Origin of the sequence: Sulfurospirillum halorespirans DSM 13726, from assembly GCF_001723605.1 — a bacterium.
GTDB classification, from domain to species: domain Bacteria; phylum Campylobacterota; class Campylobacteria; order Campylobacterales; family Sulfurospirillaceae; genus Sulfurospirillum; species Sulfurospirillum halorespirans.
This window is the reverse complement of the sequence record NZ_CP017111.1, coordinates 674,849-692,866: the sequence shown is the minus strand read 5'-3', so window position 1 is coordinate 692,866 and position 18,018 is coordinate 674,849. Positions and strand designations below refer to the sequence as shown.

Below are 18,018 nucleotides of genomic sequence, written 5' to 3'. Positions count from 1 at the left end.
CCTTTTACAGAAGTGCGAGCACTTCATCTAAACTTTTCATATCGGTAATACTATGCGTTGGCTTTTGAGAAATTCGTTTATTAAGACCCTTAAGTACAGAGCCTCCAAATTCAATAAATGAGTCCGTAGAATTTTCTACATGTAAAATGGATTGTTTGTATTTGACAGGTGAAACCAACTGCTCTGAAAGGAGCTTTTTTGCCTCTGCTTTACTCTGATAAGCGCTTGCTGTCACATTGGAAATCACAGGCATTGCAAAACTCTCTTTGAGCCATTTTTCTAAGTATGCTTCAAGTTTTGGCTGAGCTGAGCTTAAAAGTGGACAGTGGCTTGCGACGGACATCGGAAGTAAAACAGTTTTTTTAGCACCCGCTTCTTTAAAAAGTGGCTCGAGTGAAGCTAAATCATCTTTATTCCCCGCAATAACGATCTGTCCATCGCCATTGTAATTCGCCGCCCAAACTTTTTTGCCAAGCTCACGCTCTTTACATGTAAGATTCTCAACACTGACATCATCCAAGCCAAGAAGCGCCATCATACCCGCATTAATGCCTTCGCACGCCTGTTTCATTAGAAGTCCTCGTTGGTGTACAAGCTCTACCGCATCGAGATAATCCATGGCATTAGCAGCACTTAAAGCTGAAAATTCACCGAGAGAATGACCCAAAACGGATTGAGGAAGGACTTTGCATTGCTCGCTAAAAAGGCGATGCGCGATGAGACTGACCAATAAGATAGCAGGTTGCGCGAACTCTGTTTGATCTAATCGATCATTTTCTTCAAACAGAAGCGCTGTAAAGTCAAATCCTACTCGCTGACTCGCTTTTTCAATCATCTCTTTTGCAAGAGGAGCGTTATCATAAAAATCTTTTCCCATGCCAATTTTTTGGCTACCTTGTCCAGGAAATATAAAGATACTATTATTCATTGATGAACCTTTTATGTTTTACATGTAAGCTTTTGCCACAGGTACAAATGCACACATCTAGTCTATTTTTAGTCTGTCTTTGTAATCGTTTATTTTTTTGCGTAGGGTATTTCGATTGAGTCCAAATTTTTCACTGATGGCAAGTTGGGAACCGAATTTGGTATAGCCACTTTTGATCATAGGAACATCAAAAAGATAGAGCAAGTCGCGGTAATCATTTCGCCCACCAATACGTTGGGACAAAAAGCGCTCCATCATCGCTAAAATTTCCTCTTCCCCAAAAGAGTTCATGAGATAGGCATTGTAAACAGATCGTCGAAGCGAGTAACAATTTTTGCTAAGATCAGGGGTGATTTCATCTAAAGAGGGTGCTGCACCAAACTCTCCATCAAACATCATACATGCTTCATAGGCAAATTTCTCCATCAATGCAGGCACATCTTCAAGACGTTCACGAAGCGGTGGAATGACAATCTTAAGGCTGAAAAATTCATCCATCAAAGGTTCGCCAATCGGCAAACTAGAGGTTGCAATAATGCGTGTTTTATGAACATCTAACGCGATTTTGAGTTTTTTATAATTGGTAATTTTATGAAAATTTTTGACGATGAGACTACTGTTCGTTTCAATAAGCGCTAAAAGCTCATTGAAAGCACTCGCATCGACAATAGGAGCTGAAACAATGTGTTTGGCAAGCGTTTGTTTGCCTGCACCATTTTCACCCAATATCAGTGCATTAATTGTAACGCTTTTGAGAAGATTAGCTGATTTAAGAGCCTCCATAGAGGCTCTTGACTTTGCTATATAATTAGTGTGATCCACAACATCCGCCACCATGGGAGTGACTTTCACCGCCGCAGCATCCGCCTTCACCGTGCTCATGATCGTGATCGTGTCCGCCGCAGCATTCACTCTCATCTTCATGCTCATGGGAACCGCATCCGCCAGATCCACAACCACAACTGTGTCCACCACCAACATAACCGTTTAACATCTCATCGGCTGTTGCATCACGTACTTCTAAAATGCTAATAGCAAATAAAAGATCTTTCCCCGCTAAAGGATGGTTGAAATCGATTTCAACGGTTTCGTCATTAAAGCTTTTAACACTTACTTGAACCGTCTCACCATTTTCACCTTGACCATAAAGCGTCATGCCAACTTGAAGCTCAAGTCCAGCAAATTGCTCTTTTGGTAATGTTTGAACAGCTTTATCATCATAAATACCATAGGCATCAGCTGCAACTACTTTAATGTCAGCGTTCTCACCAGCTTTAAGCTCTTTAATTTTCTCTTCTAATCCTGGAATAATTTGACCTTTTCCAACAATAAAAGAGAGTGGCGCTGCATTAATATTACTATCTAAAATTTCACCACTATCAACATTTCTAAGCTCATAATGGATTGAAACTACTTGATTATCACTAATACTCATATTTTCTCCCTTAATTTATAAACAGGGGATTTTAACATAAGTTTGTTGTATATGCCCTTAGGCGAAAGCTTTAAGTCTATTTTTTGGGCAAAGAAGTGTATAAAAAAAGTTATTTAATTTTTTTAGCTTCAGGTGAGTCAGGGTAATTCTCTTTCAGTGCTTTGTAAAAACCTTGTGCATCTTTGGTTTTTCCAAGCTTTTCAAAAGAAGTACCTGTGTGATAAAGAAGTGTTGGGGTATAAGCGGCCTTATCAAAAAGTGAAATACTTGATTTATAGTATTCAATTGCTTTGGTATAAGACTTTTGAGTATAGGCAATTTCACCAAGCGTAAAATTGACTTTTGCTGGTTTATAGTTACGATTTAGAAGTTCTGAATACAGTGCTTCTGCTTCTGTATAAGATTTTTTATCAAAATGATCATCTGCTTCTTTAATCAGTGTTGCACTATCTTTCGTGCTTAACTCTTTAGCAGAGATAGTTTTTGCAGGAGTTACTGCTGGTGTATCTTTTTTAGCAGGCTCTGGTGTCGTAGTCGTTTTAGAAGCAGCACTGCCTTTGGTACCTCTTAGCTCATTGGCAAGCTGATCAAATTTCTCTTTTGGAACATAGTTTTTGTTGATTGAATCAATGAGCGATCCAAGTTCTCCAACAACCACTTTAATTTTATCTTGATTTTCGGTTTGAATCTTACGACTCTCTTCAACATACTCTCTAAGTTTTTTATTTTCCTCTTCGAGTTGACGCATTTTCTCATCTTGTTTAGCAATTTTAGTCGCATAACTTTCCATAACTGAACGCATTCCCTCGTACTCTTCAGAGACATTACTGAGAGCAGCTTTGTTGTTGACAACTGTTTCATTAATGCTTGCTGTTTTTTGACTGTCTTGAGGTTTTCTGTCACTAACGCTGACAGTATTGATATAAGAGGTACTGGTAGTTCCGCTACTAAAATCGCTGGATCCGAAGGCTGAGGGTTCACTCGATAGCGCTGCCATAGGCAGCAACGCTATCGAAAATAGAAAAATTTGTTTTTTCATTCAAACAAAGATTATGGAAGAACTTTGAATTCTGCTCTTCTGTTTTTAGACCAACAATCTTTATTGTGCTCTGTGCATGCAGGATTGCTTTCGCCATAACTTACAACAGTTACTCTATCAGCAACCATACCTTTAGCAACTAGACCATCTTTAACACTTTTTGCTCTTTTAAGACCAAGTGCATAGTTGTATTCGTCTGTACCGAATTCGTCACAGTTACCTTCAACTTTGATTGAGAAACTTTTTGCTTCTGCAGAGTTGAACAATGCAGCGTTTGCATCGATGTTTGCTTGTTGATCTTTTCTGACAGTATATTTATCAAAATCAAAATAGATTGTTTTAGAGTTAGCCTCTAAAGAAGCGATCAATTTTTGAAGAGCGCTCATACCATCATTTGTTGATGCACCTTTTGTGTCACTAGTTCCTTTAGTCATGTCGACTTCTGGACTTTTTTGGCTACAACCTGTTAAAACCAAAACCGCTACCGCTAAGCTTGTTAAAGCTAATTTACCCATTATTAGATCCTTTTTAAAAGTTCAAATTTAAAAACTTCGGAATTATAGCACATTTTTTTAAAAAAATCACCAATCAATTGACTGAAGTTTGCCTGTTTTTAACTGAAATTGATACGTTTTGTTTGCATTGAGGCGAATTATGCCCAATGCACTCTGATTTCCAAACTGTTTAATGAACATAATGGTATCAGGATCTTTTGCAAAACGTGGATAAAGATTCTCGCCTGATGCCGTTAATTGTCGCAAATAATCTGTTTTCGTTGAAATCAAATAGAGATTAAAGGTGTTTCTACCAAATTCGCTGTCCGCTTCTCTGCTTGAATAGACAATATAATTATCGTACGTTGAAATAGAGTTCTTATTTTTACCATGATAGACCAGTTTTTCAAAACTTTTATCATAAATACCTTGTGCAAAAATGTCAGGAGAGCCTAAACGATCAGAAACAAAGGCAATGCGTTTATCATCATCAATAAAGTTACCATTAACATCAATCCCTGAATAATCTGTAATTTTACTTATTTTTCGGGTTGAAATATCATAGATGTAAATATCAGTTTGATCTTTGGGGGCCATGGTTAGAAGAAGTTTTGTTCCATCTTTTGAGACATCCGAACAGACAACCATGCCAGGGCTTGAAATAATACTTTTTCTGCCACCTGTTTTTAAATCATATTGGTATATTGTGGGCTCAGCACCACTATAGGAGGTATAGTAAAAAGCACTTTGATCCGTATTTGCCCATTTAGGGAAGATATTAAGGCCACCTGTTACCACTATTTTCGTATAGCTCAGAGTATAGTCAGAAATCACGATCTCACTCTTTTTAGCATCCGTATATCTAGCAAAGATCACCGATTGTTCCATCCATTTAACCGAAGGAGCCCCTACTTGATCATTCACATCCACAACAATTTTGTGCGCTAAGAAAGGATTTCTTTTTTTATCCGTAATGCTATAGACTTTCTCAAAGGTTGTCACACCCGTCTTTGCATTAATCAATTTTACATTTGCCGTCGCAGCATTAAGATCTTGCGTCAAACTAAAACGTAAAATCATGTCTACTTTTTTATCGGAAAGGAAGTTCTCTAATGGTCCACCTTCATAACTACTTTGCAAATAATCATCAAGAACATTAAAATGGCTACTCACACGTAAATCACCTGCGATAAGCTTAAAAAAACTTCTTCTTGACTCTAAATCAATATTTTTTGGGCTTGCATCTTGTACAGCAATTTTTGGAAGCACATCTATCTTTTTGACAATTTCTACGGTTGCGTCACCAGCATATGCAAACAGCGCTAAACATAAGAAAACAACGATTTTTTTAATCACGCTTTACTCCTTTATATCTTTAAATTCAACTGGCATCTCAAATAAGGATCCTTTTTCATATTTTGGAAATTCAACACTTTCCATGGCATGTAAGAACTCTTTGAGTTTTGTATTGAATTCGTTATTATAAGACAACGAAGCTATTTTGTAACTAAAGACACCTTGGTCACTGACTTTAATTACAACCTTCGCAACATTGCCATTTTCTGTATCAACTGTCTTTTGCCAATTCTCTTCTAAAATCTCCTGCACTTTACCAATAAATGGATCGTACTCCCCACCTTTTTTTGTGTCAACTAAATGTTTTTGCTCTGAAAAATTCAAAGAGTTTGCAATTTTAGACGCAGCGCTTTCACTCTTCTCTTTTGTCTCATCTTTATTAGGCTTCACACGTGTAGGCGTAGTCTGATCTTTCTTTTGCTCTTTTGCTTCTGTAGGAAGTTTTGAGGTGTTAATATCTTCAAAAAGACCACGAAGAGATTGACTTTTAACCGCCTCTTTAGGCGAAGAGGCAACTTTTTTCTCTTCTGCAGGTTTTTCTACTGGCTTTTCAACAGGCTTTTGAACCTCTTCTTTTTTGCGTTCTTCTTTAAGCTTTTCAGAATCATTCTTCTTACGCTCAACCAAAGCAACATTCATAGGATCTTTTTGAGAAGTATAATTTTTAAGCGTATCTTTGTGCGAGCTTAAAACATAAGCAAGACAAAACAGCAAGCAGATGTAGAGAAGGATGGACAATGTCCATCCAAGAGAGGCGTATCTATTCACACTCGACACAGTATTTATCCATTCGTTTCTAAAGATACGTTCGTAAAACCAGCCTGTTTAATTGTTTTGAGTACAAACATGACGTCTTTATAAGAGAGACTTTCGTCAGCCTTAATATAGACAATACTTTTAAGAGGATATTTACTTTTTTGCATCATAAAACTATCAGGAAATTCGGCAAGCATAAAGCTATCATTTTTGATATAGACTTTTTTATCTTTAGTAACTCTAATCTCAAGCTCTGGGAGTTTGCTCACAACAGAGGACTTACTACCATCAGGAAGTTTAATCACCTCTTCATAAACTAATGCTGGTGTTGTCACCATTAAAATGGCTAGCAATACCAACATAATATCGACAAGCGGTGTAATATTTAACTCAGGAACTTCGTCCAATTGACTCATCATGCGTTATCTCTTCGTGTCTCATTTGCTGAAAGTAAAATATCCACTTCTCTTTGCACATAAACAATCACTTCATACGCTTTTCTACGAAGAAACAGATTGGCACTGTAGGCAGGAATCGCAACAAAAATACCCGTAGCCGTTGCGACCAAGGCTTCACTAATGGCAGGTGCAATAACGCCCAATGATGCGCTACCTGATTGTCCTAAACCACTAAAGGTTTCCAAAATAGAGACAACGGTTCCAAACAAACCAATAAAAGGTGCAGTTGAAGCGATAATGGAGAGCATCCATAAACCACTCGTTGCATTTTTTTCAGCAACATTTTTACACACATTTAACAGTTTTTCAGAAGCCCCTGCGGTACTTGAACATTTTCGTAAAATTGAATCATCACGTACATTCTTTGAACCCATCAGCATGGACTCTAACGAATTTTTTTCAATGGAGAGCCAATACCCAAGATAAAAGTATCTACTAAAAAAAATACCACATGTAATAATAAAATAGGCAGATAGCCAGATTAAAATCACCCATGTAAAAAAGCCACTTCTTGCAAAATAATTCAAGAACAATTCAAAAGATGTCATAAGATTTAAAATTTCCTTGTTTTTGCAATGGACTCGATTTTTGCTGTAGCAATCGCAATAGCAATATCTGAATCACTAATACTCTCTAAAAGTGCTTTAGCAGCTTCTAATGATTTTGCAACTTCACTTTCGTTGGCTCCACCAATTGAGACTGCGCCATCAGCTAAAACCGTCACAGAGTTCTCATCGACTTTAACATGTCCCCAATTAATAGCGACAACATCATGATTTCCATCTTTTAGTTCAATATCAATGACACCTGCTTGTAAAAGCGTTACCAAGGAGGCGTGGTTTGGTAAAACACCAAACTCACCCTCTTTACCTGGAAGCGTAACACTCTTTACATCGTTGGCAAAAATTTGACCCGTTGGAGTCACAATTTCCAATTTTAATGTATTCATTTTTTAACCTTATCGCTTCTTAGCTTTTTAGTTTTGCAGCTTTTTCAATAACTTCTTCAATGCTTCCTACCATATAAAAAGCAGCTTCTGGTAAATCATCGTATTTACCATCTAAGATACCTTTAAAACCAGCAATTGACTCTTCAAGCGTAACGTATTTTCCAGGACTTCCGGTAAATACTTCTGCAACGAAGAATGGTTGAGAAAGAAATCTTTCAATTTTACGAGCACGATCAACCGTCACTTTGTCTTCTTCACTAAGCTCGTCCATACCAAGAATCGCAATAATATCTTGAAGATCTTTGTATTTTTGAAGTACCGCTTGTACACCACGAGATACATTATAGTGTTCTGCACCCAAAATTTCTGGATTGAGCATACGTGAACTTGAATCAAGAGGATCTACCGCTGGGTAAATACCTTTTTCAGCAATTGCACGGTTAAGTACGGTTGTTGCATCTAAGTGAGCAAATACCGTTGCAGGAGCAGGATCCGTTAAGTCATCCGCTGGTACGTAAACGGCTTGAACAGAGGTGATCGAACCTTTTTTAGTCGATGTAATTCTCTCTTGGAATTTACCCATCTCACTCGCAAGTGTTGGTTGATAACCAACCGCTGAAGGAATACGTCCAAGAAGTGCAGACATCTCAGCACCTGATTGAGAGAAACGGAAAATGTTATCGATAAACATCAATACATCCAGACCCATTTCATCACGGAAATACTCAGCCATTGTAAGACCCGTAAGTGCAATTCTATTTCTTGCTCCCGGTGGTTCACTCATTTGACCATAACATAAAGCAACTTTATCCAAGACATTAGAATCTTTCATCTCATGGTAAAGATCATTTCCCTCACGCGTTCGCTCACCAACACCTGCAAATACAGAGTAACCGCTGTGTTTAAAAGCAACGTTGTGAATGAGTTCCATAATAATTACGGTTTTACCAACACCTGCACCACCGAAGAGTCCAACTTTACCACCTTTTGCATAAGGGGCAAGTAAGTCAACAACTTTGATACCTGTCTCAAAAATCTCAGATTTTGTACTTTGCTCTTCAAATTTTGGTGGTTCTCTGTGAATGGACCAAAGTGTTTTTCTTGAAACATCAGCACCTTGATCGATTACATCACCAATGACGTTAAAAATACGTCCTAGAACCTCTTCACCTACTGGAACTTGAATAGGATTGCCTAAAGCTTTAACACTGATTCCTCTTGTTAAACCTTCACTCATATCCATCGCAATTGTTCTTACACGGTTGTCGCCTAAATGTGCTGCTACTTCAAGAATCAAACGTTGTTTCTTGCCTTCTACTTCATAATTCACTTCAATCGCTTCATTGATTTTAGGAAGGTAGCCATTAAAATCGACGTCAACAACTGGACCCATAATCTGGCTAATTAATCCATTCATTGAATATTCTCCTTTTATTTTTTGCAAAACAGTTTATTTCATAGATTCTACACCACTGATAATCTCAATGAGCTCAGTAGTAATAGACTCTTGTCTAGCTTTATTGTATGCCAATGTTAAAATGCCAACACGCTCTTTGGCATTGTTGGTTGCATTTTCCATTGCTTGCATTCTCGCACTGTGTTCAGCTGCGAGTGAATCAATGAGTGCATAATACATATTGTATTCAAAATATTTCTGCAACAATGAATCTAAAATCTCTTCGCCACTCTCATCAGGCTCTAATTCCATTAAAGAGCTTGTTTCAAGTGTTTCAAGAGGAGATTGTACCGGTACAACATCCACGATTTTCAACTCTTGCGAAATCATATTTTTATATCCATTATGGATCAAGATCACTTTGTCAGTTTTTCCCTCAACAAAATCATCAATAGCACTTTGAATAATTTCTTGTGCTTTTTCATAACTTGGAGATGAGCTTACGCCTGCATAGGAGGTCAAAAGTTCAGTTCCTTGGAAATTGAAAAATGCCATACCTTTTCTTCCGACAGCACGAAGTCGAACAGTCACATTTTGTTTTCCATATTCAGCTAAAAGGTTACGGACAGCTTTAATAGTTTGAATATTAAAACCACCACACAAACCTTTATCTGCGGTCACAAAAATGACATCAATCGTGCTGGGTGTCTCATTTTTATCAAAAAAACGACTCTCAACCGCACCGTTCGTGTACTGGTTGATTTTATAAGCAATCTCTGAGAGCACTTCGTTAATTTTAACGGCATACACACGTGATTGCTTCGCAGCCATTTCGGCACGTTTTAACTTTGCAGTTGAAACGAGCTTCATAGCGCGTGTTGTTTTTTGAGTATTCTGAACACTCTTAATTTTTCTTTTTATCTCTTTAAGGTTTGCCATAGCTGATCCTTACTTGACTGCAAACGTCGCTTTAAACTCGCTCAATGCCTTATGTAATAGCTCTTCAAGCTCTTTATCAATCGCTTTTTTAGCTTTAAGTTGTTCAAAAATATCTGCATACTTTGCTTCAACATAAGAGTTAAGTTCCGCTTCAAAACGGCCTACTGATTTAACATCAATACTGTCTAAGTACCCTTTAGCACCTGCAAAAATAATCAAAATCTGTTTTTCAACAGGAATTGGTGCATAAGGAGGTTGTTTCAAGAGTTCAACCATACGTTGACCACGCTCTAATTGTTTACGGCTTGACTCATCAAGATCACTTGCAAACTGTGCAAATGCTTGAAGCTCACGGTATTGAGCAAGGTCAAGTCTCATCGTACCTGCAACTTGTTTGGTTGCTTTAATTTGTGCCGCACCACCAACACGAGAAACCGATAGACCGACGTTAATCGCAGGACGAATACCTGAGTTAAAGAGATCGGATTCCAAGAAGATCTGACCATCGGTAATCGAAATAACGTTGGTTGGAATATACGCAGATACGTCGCCTGCTTGTGTTTCAATGATTGGAAGAGCCGTCAAAGAACCTGCACCTAACTCATCATTGACTTTTGCTGCACGCTCAAGAAGTCTGGAGTGTAGATAAAAAACATCACCTGGGTATGCTTCACGACCCGGAGGACGTCTGAGAATCAATGACATCTCACGGTAAGCAACCGCATGTTTTGAAAGATCATCATACACGATTAACGCATGTTTGCCGCTGTCTCTAAAAAACTCACCCATAGAAACACCTGCGTATGGAGCCAAAAATTGCATTGCAGCAGAATCACTTGCACCCGCATTAACGATGATTGTGTATTCCATAGCGCCGTGTTCTTCAAGTTTTTTAACGACTTGCGCAACGGTTGATTGTTTTTGACCAATCGCAACATAAATACATGTAACGTTTTGACCTTTTTGGTTAATGATGGTATCAAGAGCAATTGTTGTTTTACCCGTTTGTCTATCACCAATGATAAGCTCTCTTTGACCTCTACCAATTGGCACAAGCGCATCGATCGCTTTAATACCTGTTTGAAGTGGCTCATGAACGGATTTACGTGCCATAATACCATGTGCTTTTTCTTCAACGAAACGTGTTTCAGTTGCATTGATTGGACCTTTTGCATCAATAGGATCACCTAATGAGTTGACAACACGACCAACAAGTGCTTCACCGACTGGAACACGAAGAAGTTTTGCTAATCTTTTAACAGAAGAGCCTTCTTTAATCTCATTACAACTACCAAGAACAACGATACCTACGCTTGATTCTTCAAGGTTAAGTGCCATGCCTCTCTCGCCATTTTCAAACTCAACCATTTCACCGGCCATAACGTTTTTCAAACCATAAACGTTTGCAACACCGTCAGCGACAGAGATAACTTTACCTGTCTCTTCGATATCAACATTGAGCTCAAAGTTTTCAATACGCTCTTTAATGATTGAACTGATTTCGTCAGCTTTCATTTTTGCTCCCACACATTACTCCTTAACTTTCTTTTATCTATTTATTATTAAATTGCTTTCAAGATATGCTCTGTTAATTGAGCTTTAAGACGCTCAACTGAGAAACTCACTTCCACACCCAAATCATCTAACTCAACCTTAATACCCGGATAGCTGTTTTCGTTCGCATTTAATTTAATCTTAGCATTAAACTTTTTACTGAAATTCTCTTCTAACATACTGACTTGTGCTTGACTCATTTTGAAGTTGGTCGCAACACTCCCTTCGTATGTATTGTTTTTTAAAGAGAGTTGGTATTTTAACTCTTTCGCAACAACCGAAATTAAGGTAAGACGATCGTTGTGACTCAGTAATTTGATGAAATTCTGAAATTTCGTATTTTTAGTTTCAACCAAAGAGAGAACTAATTCTTCTTTCGCTTTTGCAGAGACATCTGGAGAGAGAATAATGTTATGAAACTTCTCTATCGTAAAGGCCCCAACCAATTGAGTTAACAAACCATAAATCTCTGTTAATTCAGCATCATTACAGCTACTCATGAGCGCATTAACATATTTTTTTGCTATTGCTCCACTCATTATGCAACCTTCTTATTGACAATTTTAACGATCTCGTCATTGTCTAAAGAGATAGAACCCTCTTTAAACATCTCATCTAAAACTTCACAGACAATGGCTCTTTGCATTTTACGACGCTCAATGCTGACACGATCTTCAAATGCTCTGCTCAAACCTTCGATTTCGACATCTGCGTCTTGTGCAACTTTATCAGCTAAAAGAAGTGCCTCTTTTTTAGCCGTTTCAACAATGACTCTTGCATTTGCTTTTGCCTCTTCGACTTTAGCAAGGGCAATCTCTTTTTTGCTATTAGACTCTTTCAATTTAACTTGAATTGAATCTAACTTCGTTGCAATCTCGTTTTTACGACCCACATACCACTGTTTTGCAGCATCTGCAACGTAGTAGTACATAATCGCAGCAAAGATTAAAAAGTTGACAGCTCTTGGAAAAATATCCGTCGATCCGCCACTTTCACCACCGCTGGCTAAAAGTGCCATTGGAGCTAACAAGAGTAAAAAATAGTTTATTTTCATCCGTATACTCCTTAAATATGGCTCAGTTTAGCAGCAACACTCTCTTTGAAAAGAGGCATTTGTGCCAACAGACCATTTTTAAACTCATCCTTTTCTGACTCTAAAGCCTTCAAGAACGTTATGCTTTGAGCTTCAAGATCACTCTTTTTTTGCTCAACTCTTTTGCCCGCTTTCTCTTTTGCCTCATTCAGTGCAGCTTCTCTAATTTTCGCTGCTTCCATTTTGCCCTCAGACAAAATCGTTTCTACTTCTTGATAGTAGGCTACAACGTCACTGGCATTTTTCCCTGCATTTTCTAAATCACGATTAATAGAGTTATTTCTATTGTCGATAAACTCCAGAAGGGGTTTGTAAAGCGTTTTGTTAAGAAGTATTAACATCACTAAAAACACAGTTCCAGTCACCAGTAACAGTGCTGGGATAATATCCAACATATTTCTTGCTCCTTTAGCTCGAGATCAGACTCAATTTTTAAGATTTTTTTAGCACAAACAAGATTGCTGTATTCAAAATTTTGCGCGAATTGTAACACAGCAAAGGAAAATAGTTTATTAAATGAACCGACACAACTCGCTTTAAGACTTCAATTGCTCCAAAAAAGTATAAATTGCTTCACCGTTTTTAAAATGGATTGTGATGGTATTTGCTTTGGGTTTTGCCTCAAAGCCAAGCTCTTTCAGCCTGCTTGTAAGTGTTTGGAGCTCTTCAGGAATAGCCAAAACGGTCTTTTCTACTTTACCAGTTGACTCATCACTGCTTTTAAGCTTTTTCACCAGCGCTTCAGTTTCACGCACACTGAGTTTTTGACCTAAAATGGTGTTGACGATCGTCTCTTCATCTTTAGGCTCAAGTCCTACCAAAACTTTGGCATGACCTTGGGAGAGAACACCTTCTGCAAGGTATTTTTTTGTTTGGTCGCTTAAGCTCAGTAACCGAATCGTGTTGGTGATTTGGGTTCGGCTTTTATGGATAATTTCAGAGAGTCCATCTTGCGTTATTTTATACTCTTCAATGAGTTCTTTATAAGCGACGGCAAGTTCAACGGGATTAAGATCTTCTCTTTGAATATTTTCAATCAGAGCTAATTCACGCAGGTTCTTTGATTCGATGTCTGCCACAATGGCTTTGATTTTTGTAAAGCCTGCTAGTTTGCTTGCACGTAAACGACGCTCGCCTGCAAGAAGCATATAGCCATCATCTTTAGCAACCACAATGATGGGTTGCAATAAGCCATGGCGCTTAATCGATTCGCTGAGTTCTTTTAAAGCAACTTCATTAAAATGCGTTCGTGGTTGGTAAGGATTTGGGGTAATACGCTCAATGGCAATGTCACGAACCAAATCTTTTGCTTGCTCAATATCTTGTTTGTATGCCTCTTCGACATCTTCGATAATCGCACTCAGTCCTCGTCCTAAAACCTTCTTTGCACTCATCACGTTAACTCACTAAAATCGAATTGGCAAGATTTTGGTACGCTTTAGAACCTGGAGATTCTACATCATATAAAATAATCGGTTTACCAAAACTTGGGGATTCTGCGAGTTTGATATTGCGTGGAATGACCACATACGAAGCACTCTCTTTATCCACAAACAGTTTGCTTTTAAAATGCTCTTTCAGATCGGCAAAGACTTGTTTTGAGAGGTTGTTTTGGGTGCTATACATGGTCGGTAAAAAGCCTTTAATTTCCAGTGTCGGGTTAATCGTTTTTTTAATCAGTTTCACGGTATTGAGTAACTGTGCCAAACCTTCCAATGCAAAAAATTCGCACTGAATCGGGATAATGACAGAGTTTGCAGCACTCAGTGCATTAATTGTAATGCTTCCAAGTGCTGGAGGTGAATCGATGATGATGTAATCGTATTGATCTTTAATCTCTTCAATTTTCGTTTTCAAAATAAGCTCGCGACCCTTGGTATTGTTATCATAAAACTCTTTTTCAACCCCCACAAGTCCAATATTCGATGGCGCTACATGTAAGGTTGAAAGTGACGTCTCAAGAATGACTTGCGAAAGACGTTTTCTGCCGATAAGCACGTGATAGATGTTGTACTCATAGTCGCTTCTGTGAAAACCAAGACCGGTTGTCGCATTGGCTTGAGGGTCAATATCGATCAATAACACGCGCTTTTCAGCAACTGCTAAGGAGGCAGCCAAATTGATAGCAGTGGTTGTCTTACCAACACCGCCCTTTTGATTTGCTATCGCTATAATCTCACTCATCGTAAACTGTACACCTTTTTATTTTCTAGCTCTATAGAGCCATCATCACACAATATCGCGTCACGTAACGAGACCAATTTGCCATCTAAATGGAAAGAAAAGTTTCGATTTTGGTCAAATTCTATCTTATATTTACTAAAAACTTTCTTCCACGATATTTTTTCTTCAACCTTTGTAATTAAATCTTCGGCTAAAGCTTTGGGTGTAATGATAATATCTAAAGTCCCGAAATTTTCAGGTGCGCTACAAAGATTCAGTCCAAGTGAGCCTACAATCGTAGCACCCGTTTTGGTGGTGATCATTCCTCCAATTTTTTTCGTGTCACAGTAAAAATCATTGGGCCATTTTAGCCATACTGACGAGCCTTTTTCTTCTAAAATCTGCTTCACTAAAGCAGAAAAATAGATCGAAACAGAGGCTAATGGCAAATCGAGCGGTAACTGTTTCTCTTCGATACAAAATGAGAAAAAGAGATTTCCCGCTTTTCCAACCCAAGCGTTACCACGACTGCCCACCCCATTGGTTTGTGTCGTAGCACCGATGGCACATGGTGCAAGAAGTGTACCTTCGCGAAGCGAGGTGATGAGATGTTGATGCGTGGACTCTAAAGAATCAAACCAGTGTATCACCAATGTTAAGCCTTTTTCCACGTATATAATCTACTGCACTCATCGCATTTTTGGAGATCGGCTGAAGGGTTTTAAGCAGTAGCGAACCCTTTTTACATGTAAGCATAATTCCTTCAGGTTTTATCGCCTGAATGACGCCACCAAGGGCATTTTCGTTCTCATCATTGTATTCAAGCTCCAATAGTTTTAAACCCGATTCCAAGAAAAGTCCCGGCCAAGGAGAGAGTGCTTTAAAGCGTGTCACAATCGCTTGAGCACTTTGCTCAAAAGAGACTAAACCATCTTCTTTTTTGATCTTTTTACAATGGGTTGCATTAGCACTGATTTGGGTTAAAGGCGAGGTGGAATGAAAATTTTCAAGGGTCACAACGGTTAGTTTTGCCGCGAGTGTGGCAAGGGCATCAAACAAAAGTGTCGAAGTGTGTTTAGGTTCAATTTTAAGGTATGAAAATCCAAGCATTGCGCCCGTATCAAGCCCCTCTTCCATCAGCATTGAGGTCACACCCGCAAAGGTTTCGTTGGCTAAAAGGGTGGATTGAATCGGGCTTGCTCCTCGGTATTTTGGAAGGAGTGAAGCGTGAAGGTTGATGCAGGGCGCAATATCAAGGATTGCTTTAGGCAAAATCTGACCGTATGCCGCCACTACGATGAAATCAGGCTTTAACGCAGCAATTTTGGCGTGAGCTTCATCTCCTCGCAGCGATTTTGGTTGATAAATTTCTACATGTAAATCGTGTTCAAGCAACCATGCTTTTGTGTGCGGAGGAGTCAGTACCTGTTTTCGTCCTACGGGTTTGTCTTCTTGCGTTATCAAAAGCACCACATCGATGTCAGAATGTTGAAGCAATGCTTCTAAAATTGTCGTGGCATACGAAGGGGTTCCCATAAAAACAATGCGCATTTTAATCCTTACACGTAAAAAGTGTTCCACCTTTATGAACGCCCTCTAGCATATAACTTTTGACATCGCTTAAATCAAAACCACTCGCGATAAACATCGATTTTTGGCGCTCTAGCAAAAAGTCGGCTGCTTTGAGTTTGGTCACGATGCCGCCCGTTGCAAAAGCAAAATTGGTTGATTTTTCAACTTCCAATTCGGAAGGATCAATCGTATGAACAATCTTGCGCATCGTCGCATCGGCATGTTTGTGAGGGTCTTTGTCGTAGTAGCCATCAATGTCGGAGAGTAAAATCAAAAGATCTGCTCCAAAATAGTATGCAACCCGTGAAGAGAGTTGATCGTTATCGCCAAAAACAAGCTCTTCCGTTGCCGTCGCATCATTTTCATTGATGATGGGAAGGATGCCATTTTCAAGCAGTGTGTCAATCGTACATTTAGCATGGTAACAACGTTTTCGTGAGTCAAAATCATCCGCTGTTAAGAGCAGTTGTGCCCCACTTTTACCAAATTTTTCTAATTTCTTATTATACGTTGCCATGAGTTGTGGTTGTCCCACTGCAGCGATTGCTTGGCGATTGTGCAGTAATTTTTTATCCAGCTTTAAGATGGAATACCCTGCTGCCACAGCCCCTGAAGAGACTAAAATGACTTCATGCTTCTCCATCAGTGCGACTAAAAATTCTACCAAATTTAAAATGCGCTCTTTACATAAACGGTTTTGCTCGCTTAATACGTGCGTGCCAACCTTAACGACTACTCTTCTCATCACGAACCTTTGTTATAACATCGGATAGGGCATACTTGATTGGATCAACGTTGATTTTAGAGACCGAAGAGAGTGGCATCACAAAAAAGGGCAATGCTCGCTCTCTCTCATGGACATCTTGACCATACGAATGCAAGTCTTCTCTCGTTTTATATTTATGCGTAAATTCATTGGCTTCAAGCCCTAAGAGTCTTAAAAATTGATCCACTTTTTCATTGATCTCATCGGGCGTTAATGTGTCGCAGCGCGTCAAAGCAATCGCGTAATCACGATGTGCTAATTTTTCAGAAAACGTGCGAAGCTCTTGTTGAAGCGTGTAATATTGCTCTTTAAGATCACGGTAATTGGCAAGATCAATCATGAAAAGTAAAAATTTAGTACGCTCAATGTGGCGTAAGAACTCAATTCCTAGCCCTTTCCCTTCACTAGCTCCGCCAATAATACCTGGAATGTCCGCCATAACATACGAGCGGTAATCATCGGTAACAACAACCCCTAATTTTGGGGTAAGCGTGGTAAATTCGTAGTTGGAAATTTCAGGTTGCGCATTGGAAACAACCGAAATCAGCGTTGATTTTCCCACATTTGGGAAACCTACAAGCCCAACATCGGCGATCAATTTAAGTTCAAGCTTAATCTCTTTGGTAAGCCCAGGACGCCCAGGTTGAGCAAATTCAGGTCGTTGATTGGTTGAACTTTTAAAGTGTGTATTGCCAAGACCGCCCATACCGCCTTCTAAAAAGAGCTTTTTCTCGCTGTCATCGACAAGATCTAAAAGAACCTCTTTCGTTTCTGCATCCAAAACTTGCGTTCCAGGAGGAACCGTTACGACCAAATGTTCGCCCATTTTGCCGTACATTTTTTTTCCCATGCCTGCTTCGCCATTTTTGGCTTTAAGGTGTTGGTTGTTTCTAAAATGGGAGAGGGTGTGGGTATTGTTATCCACTTCAAAATAGACATTGCCTCCGCGTCCTCCATCTCCACCATCAGGACCACCTTGGATAACATGCTTTTCTCTACGGAAAGAGACGGAACCTGGGCCTCCTTTTCCGGAGCTGAGTGTGAGTGATACATTGTCTATAAACATCGTAAAAACCTTTTAATATAAAGAGTAATAATACCTTTAATCATTACATGTAAC

The 18,018-nt window shown here is 39.0% G+C and carries 22 protein-coding genes; all 22 read right to left on the bottom strand.

The features are described 5' to 3' along the window. Positions 1-4 precede the first annotated feature (4 nt). A complete protein-coding gene (gene fabD / locus SHALO_RS03490) occupies positions 5-928 on the bottom strand; it encodes an ACP S-malonyltransferase (RefSeq protein WP_069477378.1) in 924 nt (307 codons plus the stop codon). Positions 929-985: 57 nt separating this feature from the next. Beyond that, positions 986-1,846 carry a Fis family transcriptional regulator gene (locus SHALO_RS03485; RefSeq protein ID WP_238585279.1) on the bottom strand — a complete coding sequence of 287 codons (861 nt, stop codon included), beginning with the start codon at positions 1,844-1,846 and terminating at the stop codon, positions 986-988. Continuing rightward, positions 1,737-2,363: an FKBP-type peptidyl-prolyl cis-trans isomerase gene (locus SHALO_RS03480; RefSeq protein WP_069477377.1), complete on the bottom strand. Its 627-nt coding sequence runs from the start codon at positions 2,361-2,363 to the stop codon at positions 1,737-1,739. Before SHALO_RS03480 ends, SHALO_RS03485 begins: the two co-directional genes overlap by 110 nt. Before the next feature lie 109 nt (positions 2,364-2,472). After that, positions 2,473-3,402 carry a tetratricopeptide repeat protein gene (locus SHALO_RS03475; RefSeq protein ID WP_069477376.1) on the bottom strand — a complete coding sequence of 310 codons (930 nt, stop codon included), beginning with the start codon at positions 3,400-3,402 and terminating at the stop codon, positions 2,473-2,475. 11 nt (positions 3,403-3,413) lie between these two features. Continuing rightward, positions 3,414-3,917: an OmpA family protein gene (locus SHALO_RS03470; RefSeq protein WP_069477375.1), complete on the bottom strand. Its 504-nt coding sequence runs from the start codon at positions 3,915-3,917 to the stop codon at positions 3,414-3,416. 66 nt (positions 3,918-3,983) lie between these two features. Continuing rightward, positions 3,984-5,249, bottom strand: a complete 1,266-nt coding sequence (tolB, locus tag SHALO_RS03465) for a Tol-Pal system protein TolB (RefSeq protein ID WP_069479301.1) — start codon at positions 5,247-5,249, stop codon at positions 3,984-3,986. A gap of 6 nt (positions 5,250-5,255) precedes the next feature. Next, entirely contained in the window at positions 5,256-6,029 is a 774-nt protein-coding gene (locus SHALO_RS03460) for a TonB C-terminal domain-containing protein (RefSeq protein ID WP_069477374.1), read from the bottom strand. A gap of 5 nt (positions 6,030-6,034) precedes the next feature. Next, entirely contained in the window at positions 6,035-6,427 is a 393-nt protein-coding gene (locus SHALO_RS03455) for an ExbD/TolR family protein (protein ID WP_069477373.1), read from the bottom strand. Next, on the bottom strand, positions 6,424-7,014 hold the full coding sequence (locus SHALO_RS03450; RefSeq protein ID WP_025343866.1) for a MotA/TolQ/ExbB proton channel family protein: 591 nt from the start codon (positions 7,012-7,014) through the stop codon (positions 6,424-6,426). Before SHALO_RS03450 ends, SHALO_RS03455 begins: the two co-directional genes overlap by 4 nt. A gap of 5 nt (positions 7,015-7,019) precedes the next feature. Beyond that, entirely contained in the window at positions 7,020-7,415 is a 396-nt protein-coding gene (gene atpC / locus SHALO_RS03445) for an ATP synthase F1 subunit epsilon (RefSeq protein ID WP_025343865.1), read from the bottom strand. A gap of 19 nt (positions 7,416-7,434) precedes the next feature. Continuing rightward, on the bottom strand, positions 7,435-8,832 hold the full coding sequence (gene atpD / locus SHALO_RS03440) for a F0F1 ATP synthase subunit beta (RefSeq protein WP_069477372.1): 1,398 nt from the start codon (positions 8,830-8,832) through the stop codon (positions 7,435-7,437). Between the two features lie 33 nt (positions 8,833-8,865). Next, the gene (gene atpG / locus SHALO_RS03435; RefSeq protein ID WP_069477371.1) at positions 8,866-9,750 is read right to left on the bottom strand and encodes an ATP synthase F1 subunit gamma; all 885 of its coding nucleotides are present in this window, start codon (positions 9,748-9,750) and stop codon (positions 8,866-8,868) included. 9 nt (positions 9,751-9,759) lie between these two features. Beyond that, positions 9,760-11,265, bottom strand: a complete 1,506-nt coding sequence (gene atpA, locus SHALO_RS03430; protein ID WP_069479300.1) for a F0F1 ATP synthase subunit alpha — start codon at positions 11,263-11,265, stop codon at positions 9,760-9,762. Positions 11,266-11,312: 47 nt separating this feature from the next. Next, positions 11,313-11,843 (bottom strand): F0F1 ATP synthase subunit delta, encoded by a 531-nt coding sequence (locus tag SHALO_RS03425; protein WP_069477370.1) that lies wholly within the window; start codon positions 11,841-11,843, stop codon positions 11,313-11,315. Next, a complete protein-coding gene (locus SHALO_RS03420; RefSeq protein ID WP_069477369.1) occupies positions 11,843-12,358 on the bottom strand; it encodes a F0F1 ATP synthase subunit B in 516 nt (171 codons plus the stop codon). The genes SHALO_RS03425 and SHALO_RS03420 overlap by 1 nt, the downstream gene beginning before the upstream one ends. 11 nt (positions 12,359-12,369) lie before the next feature. Further along, complete coding sequence (locus SHALO_RS03415) at positions 12,370-12,792, bottom strand: FoF1 ATP synthase subunit B' (protein WP_069477368.1); 423 nt, start codon at positions 12,790-12,792, stop codon at positions 12,370-12,372. Between the two features lie 141 nt (positions 12,793-12,933). Next, on the bottom strand, positions 12,934-13,791 hold the full coding sequence (locus SHALO_RS03410; RefSeq protein ID WP_069479299.1) for a ParB/RepB/Spo0J family partition protein: 858 nt from the start codon (positions 13,789-13,791) through the stop codon (positions 12,934-12,936). Positions 13,792-13,795: 4 nt separating this feature from the next. Further along, the gene (locus tag SHALO_RS03405) at positions 13,796-14,581 is read right to left on the bottom strand and encodes a ParA family protein (RefSeq protein WP_025343857.1); all 786 of its coding nucleotides are present in this window, start codon (positions 14,579-14,581) and stop codon (positions 13,796-13,798) included. Then, complete coding sequence (locus tag SHALO_RS03400; RefSeq protein WP_069477367.1) at positions 14,578-15,231, bottom strand: biotin--[acetyl-CoA-carboxylase] ligase; 654 nt, start codon at positions 15,229-15,231, stop codon at positions 14,578-14,580. Before SHALO_RS03400 ends, SHALO_RS03405 begins: the two co-directional genes overlap by 4 nt. Beyond that, positions 15,194-16,111, bottom strand: coding sequence for a methionyl-tRNA formyltransferase (gene fmt, locus SHALO_RS03395; protein WP_069477366.1), 918 nt, complete (start codon positions 16,109-16,111; stop codon positions 15,194-15,196). Before fmt ends, SHALO_RS03400 begins: the two co-directional genes overlap by 38 nt. Before the next feature lies 1 nt (position 16,112). Beyond that, the gene (gene proB / locus SHALO_RS03390; protein WP_069477365.1) at positions 16,113-16,877 is read right to left on the bottom strand and encodes a glutamate 5-kinase; all 765 of its coding nucleotides are present in this window, start codon (positions 16,875-16,877) and stop codon (positions 16,113-16,115) included. Further along, entirely contained in the window at positions 16,858-17,964 is a 1,107-nt protein-coding gene (gene obgE / locus SHALO_RS03385; protein ID WP_069477364.1) for a GTPase ObgE, read from the bottom strand. Before obgE ends, proB begins: the two co-directional genes overlap by 20 nt. Positions 17,965-18,018: the final 54 nt, after the last annotated feature.

Bases quoted from the DNA above. Each gene is read 5' to 3' on its own strand.
- fabD (WP_069477378.1), bottom strand. From the start codon at position 928: ATGAATAATAGTATCTTTATATTTCCTGGACAAGGTAGCCAAAAAATT.
- SHALO_RS03485 (WP_238585279.1), bottom strand. From the start codon at position 1,846: ATGAGAGTGAATGCTGCGGCGGACACGATCACGATCATGAGCACGGTG.
- SHALO_RS03480 (WP_069477377.1), bottom strand. From the start codon at position 2,363: ATGAGTATTAGTGATAATCAAGTAGTTTCAATCCATTATGAGCTTAGA.
- SHALO_RS03475 (WP_069477376.1), bottom strand. From the start codon at position 3,402: ATGAAAAAACAAATTTTTCTATTTTCGATAGCGTTGCTGCCTATGGCA.
- SHALO_RS03470 (WP_069477375.1), bottom strand. From the start codon at position 3,917: ATGGGTAAATTAGCTTTAACAAGCTTAGCGGTAGCGGTTTTGGTTTTA.
- SHALO_RS03455 (WP_069477373.1), bottom strand. From the start codon at position 6,427: ATGATGAGTCAATTGGACGAAGTTCCTGAGTTAAATATTACACCGCTT.
- SHALO_RS03450 (WP_025343866.1), bottom strand. From the start codon at position 7,014: ATGACATCTTTTGAATTGTTCTTGAATTATTTTGCAAGAAGTGGCTTT.
- atpC (WP_025343865.1), bottom strand. From the start codon at position 7,415: ATGAATACATTAAAATTGGAAATTGTGACTCCAACGGGTCAAATTTTT.
- atpD (WP_069477372.1), bottom strand. From the start codon at position 8,832: ATGAATGGATTAATTAGCCAGATTATGGGTCCAGTTGTTGACGTCGAT.
- atpG (WP_069477371.1), bottom strand. From the start codon at position 9,750: ATGGCAAACCTTAAAGAGATAAAAAGAAAAATTAAGAGTGTTCAGAAT.
- atpA (WP_069479300.1), bottom strand. From the start codon at position 11,265: ATGAAAGCTGACGAAATCAGTTCAATCATTAAAGAGCGTATTGAAAAC.
- SHALO_RS03425 (WP_069477370.1), bottom strand. From the start codon at position 11,843: ATGAGTGGAGCAATAGCAAAAAAATATGTTAATGCGCTCATGAGTAGC.
- SHALO_RS03420 (WP_069477369.1), bottom strand. From the start codon at position 12,358: ATGAAAATAAACTATTTTTTACTCTTGTTAGCTCCAATGGCACTTTTA.
- SHALO_RS03415 (WP_069477368.1), bottom strand. From the start codon at position 12,792: ATGTTGGATATTATCCCAGCACTGTTACTGGTGACTGGAACTGTGTTT.
- SHALO_RS03410 (WP_069479299.1), bottom strand. From the start codon at position 13,791: ATGAGTGCAAAGAAGGTTTTAGGACGAGGACTGAGTGCGATTATCGAA.
- SHALO_RS03405 (WP_025343857.1), bottom strand. From the start codon at position 14,581: ATGAGTGAGATTATAGCGATAGCAAATCAAAAGGGCGGTGTTGGTAAG.
- fmt (WP_069477366.1), bottom strand. From the start codon at position 16,111: ATGCGCATTGTTTTTATGGGAACCCCTTCGTATGCCACGACAATTTTA.
- proB (WP_069477365.1), bottom strand. From the start codon at position 16,877: ATGAGAAGAGTAGTCGTTAAGGTTGGCACGCACGTATTAAGCGAGCAA.
- obgE (WP_069477364.1), bottom strand. From the start codon at position 17,964: ATGTTTATAGACAATGTATCACTCACACTCAGCTCCGGAAAAGGAGGC.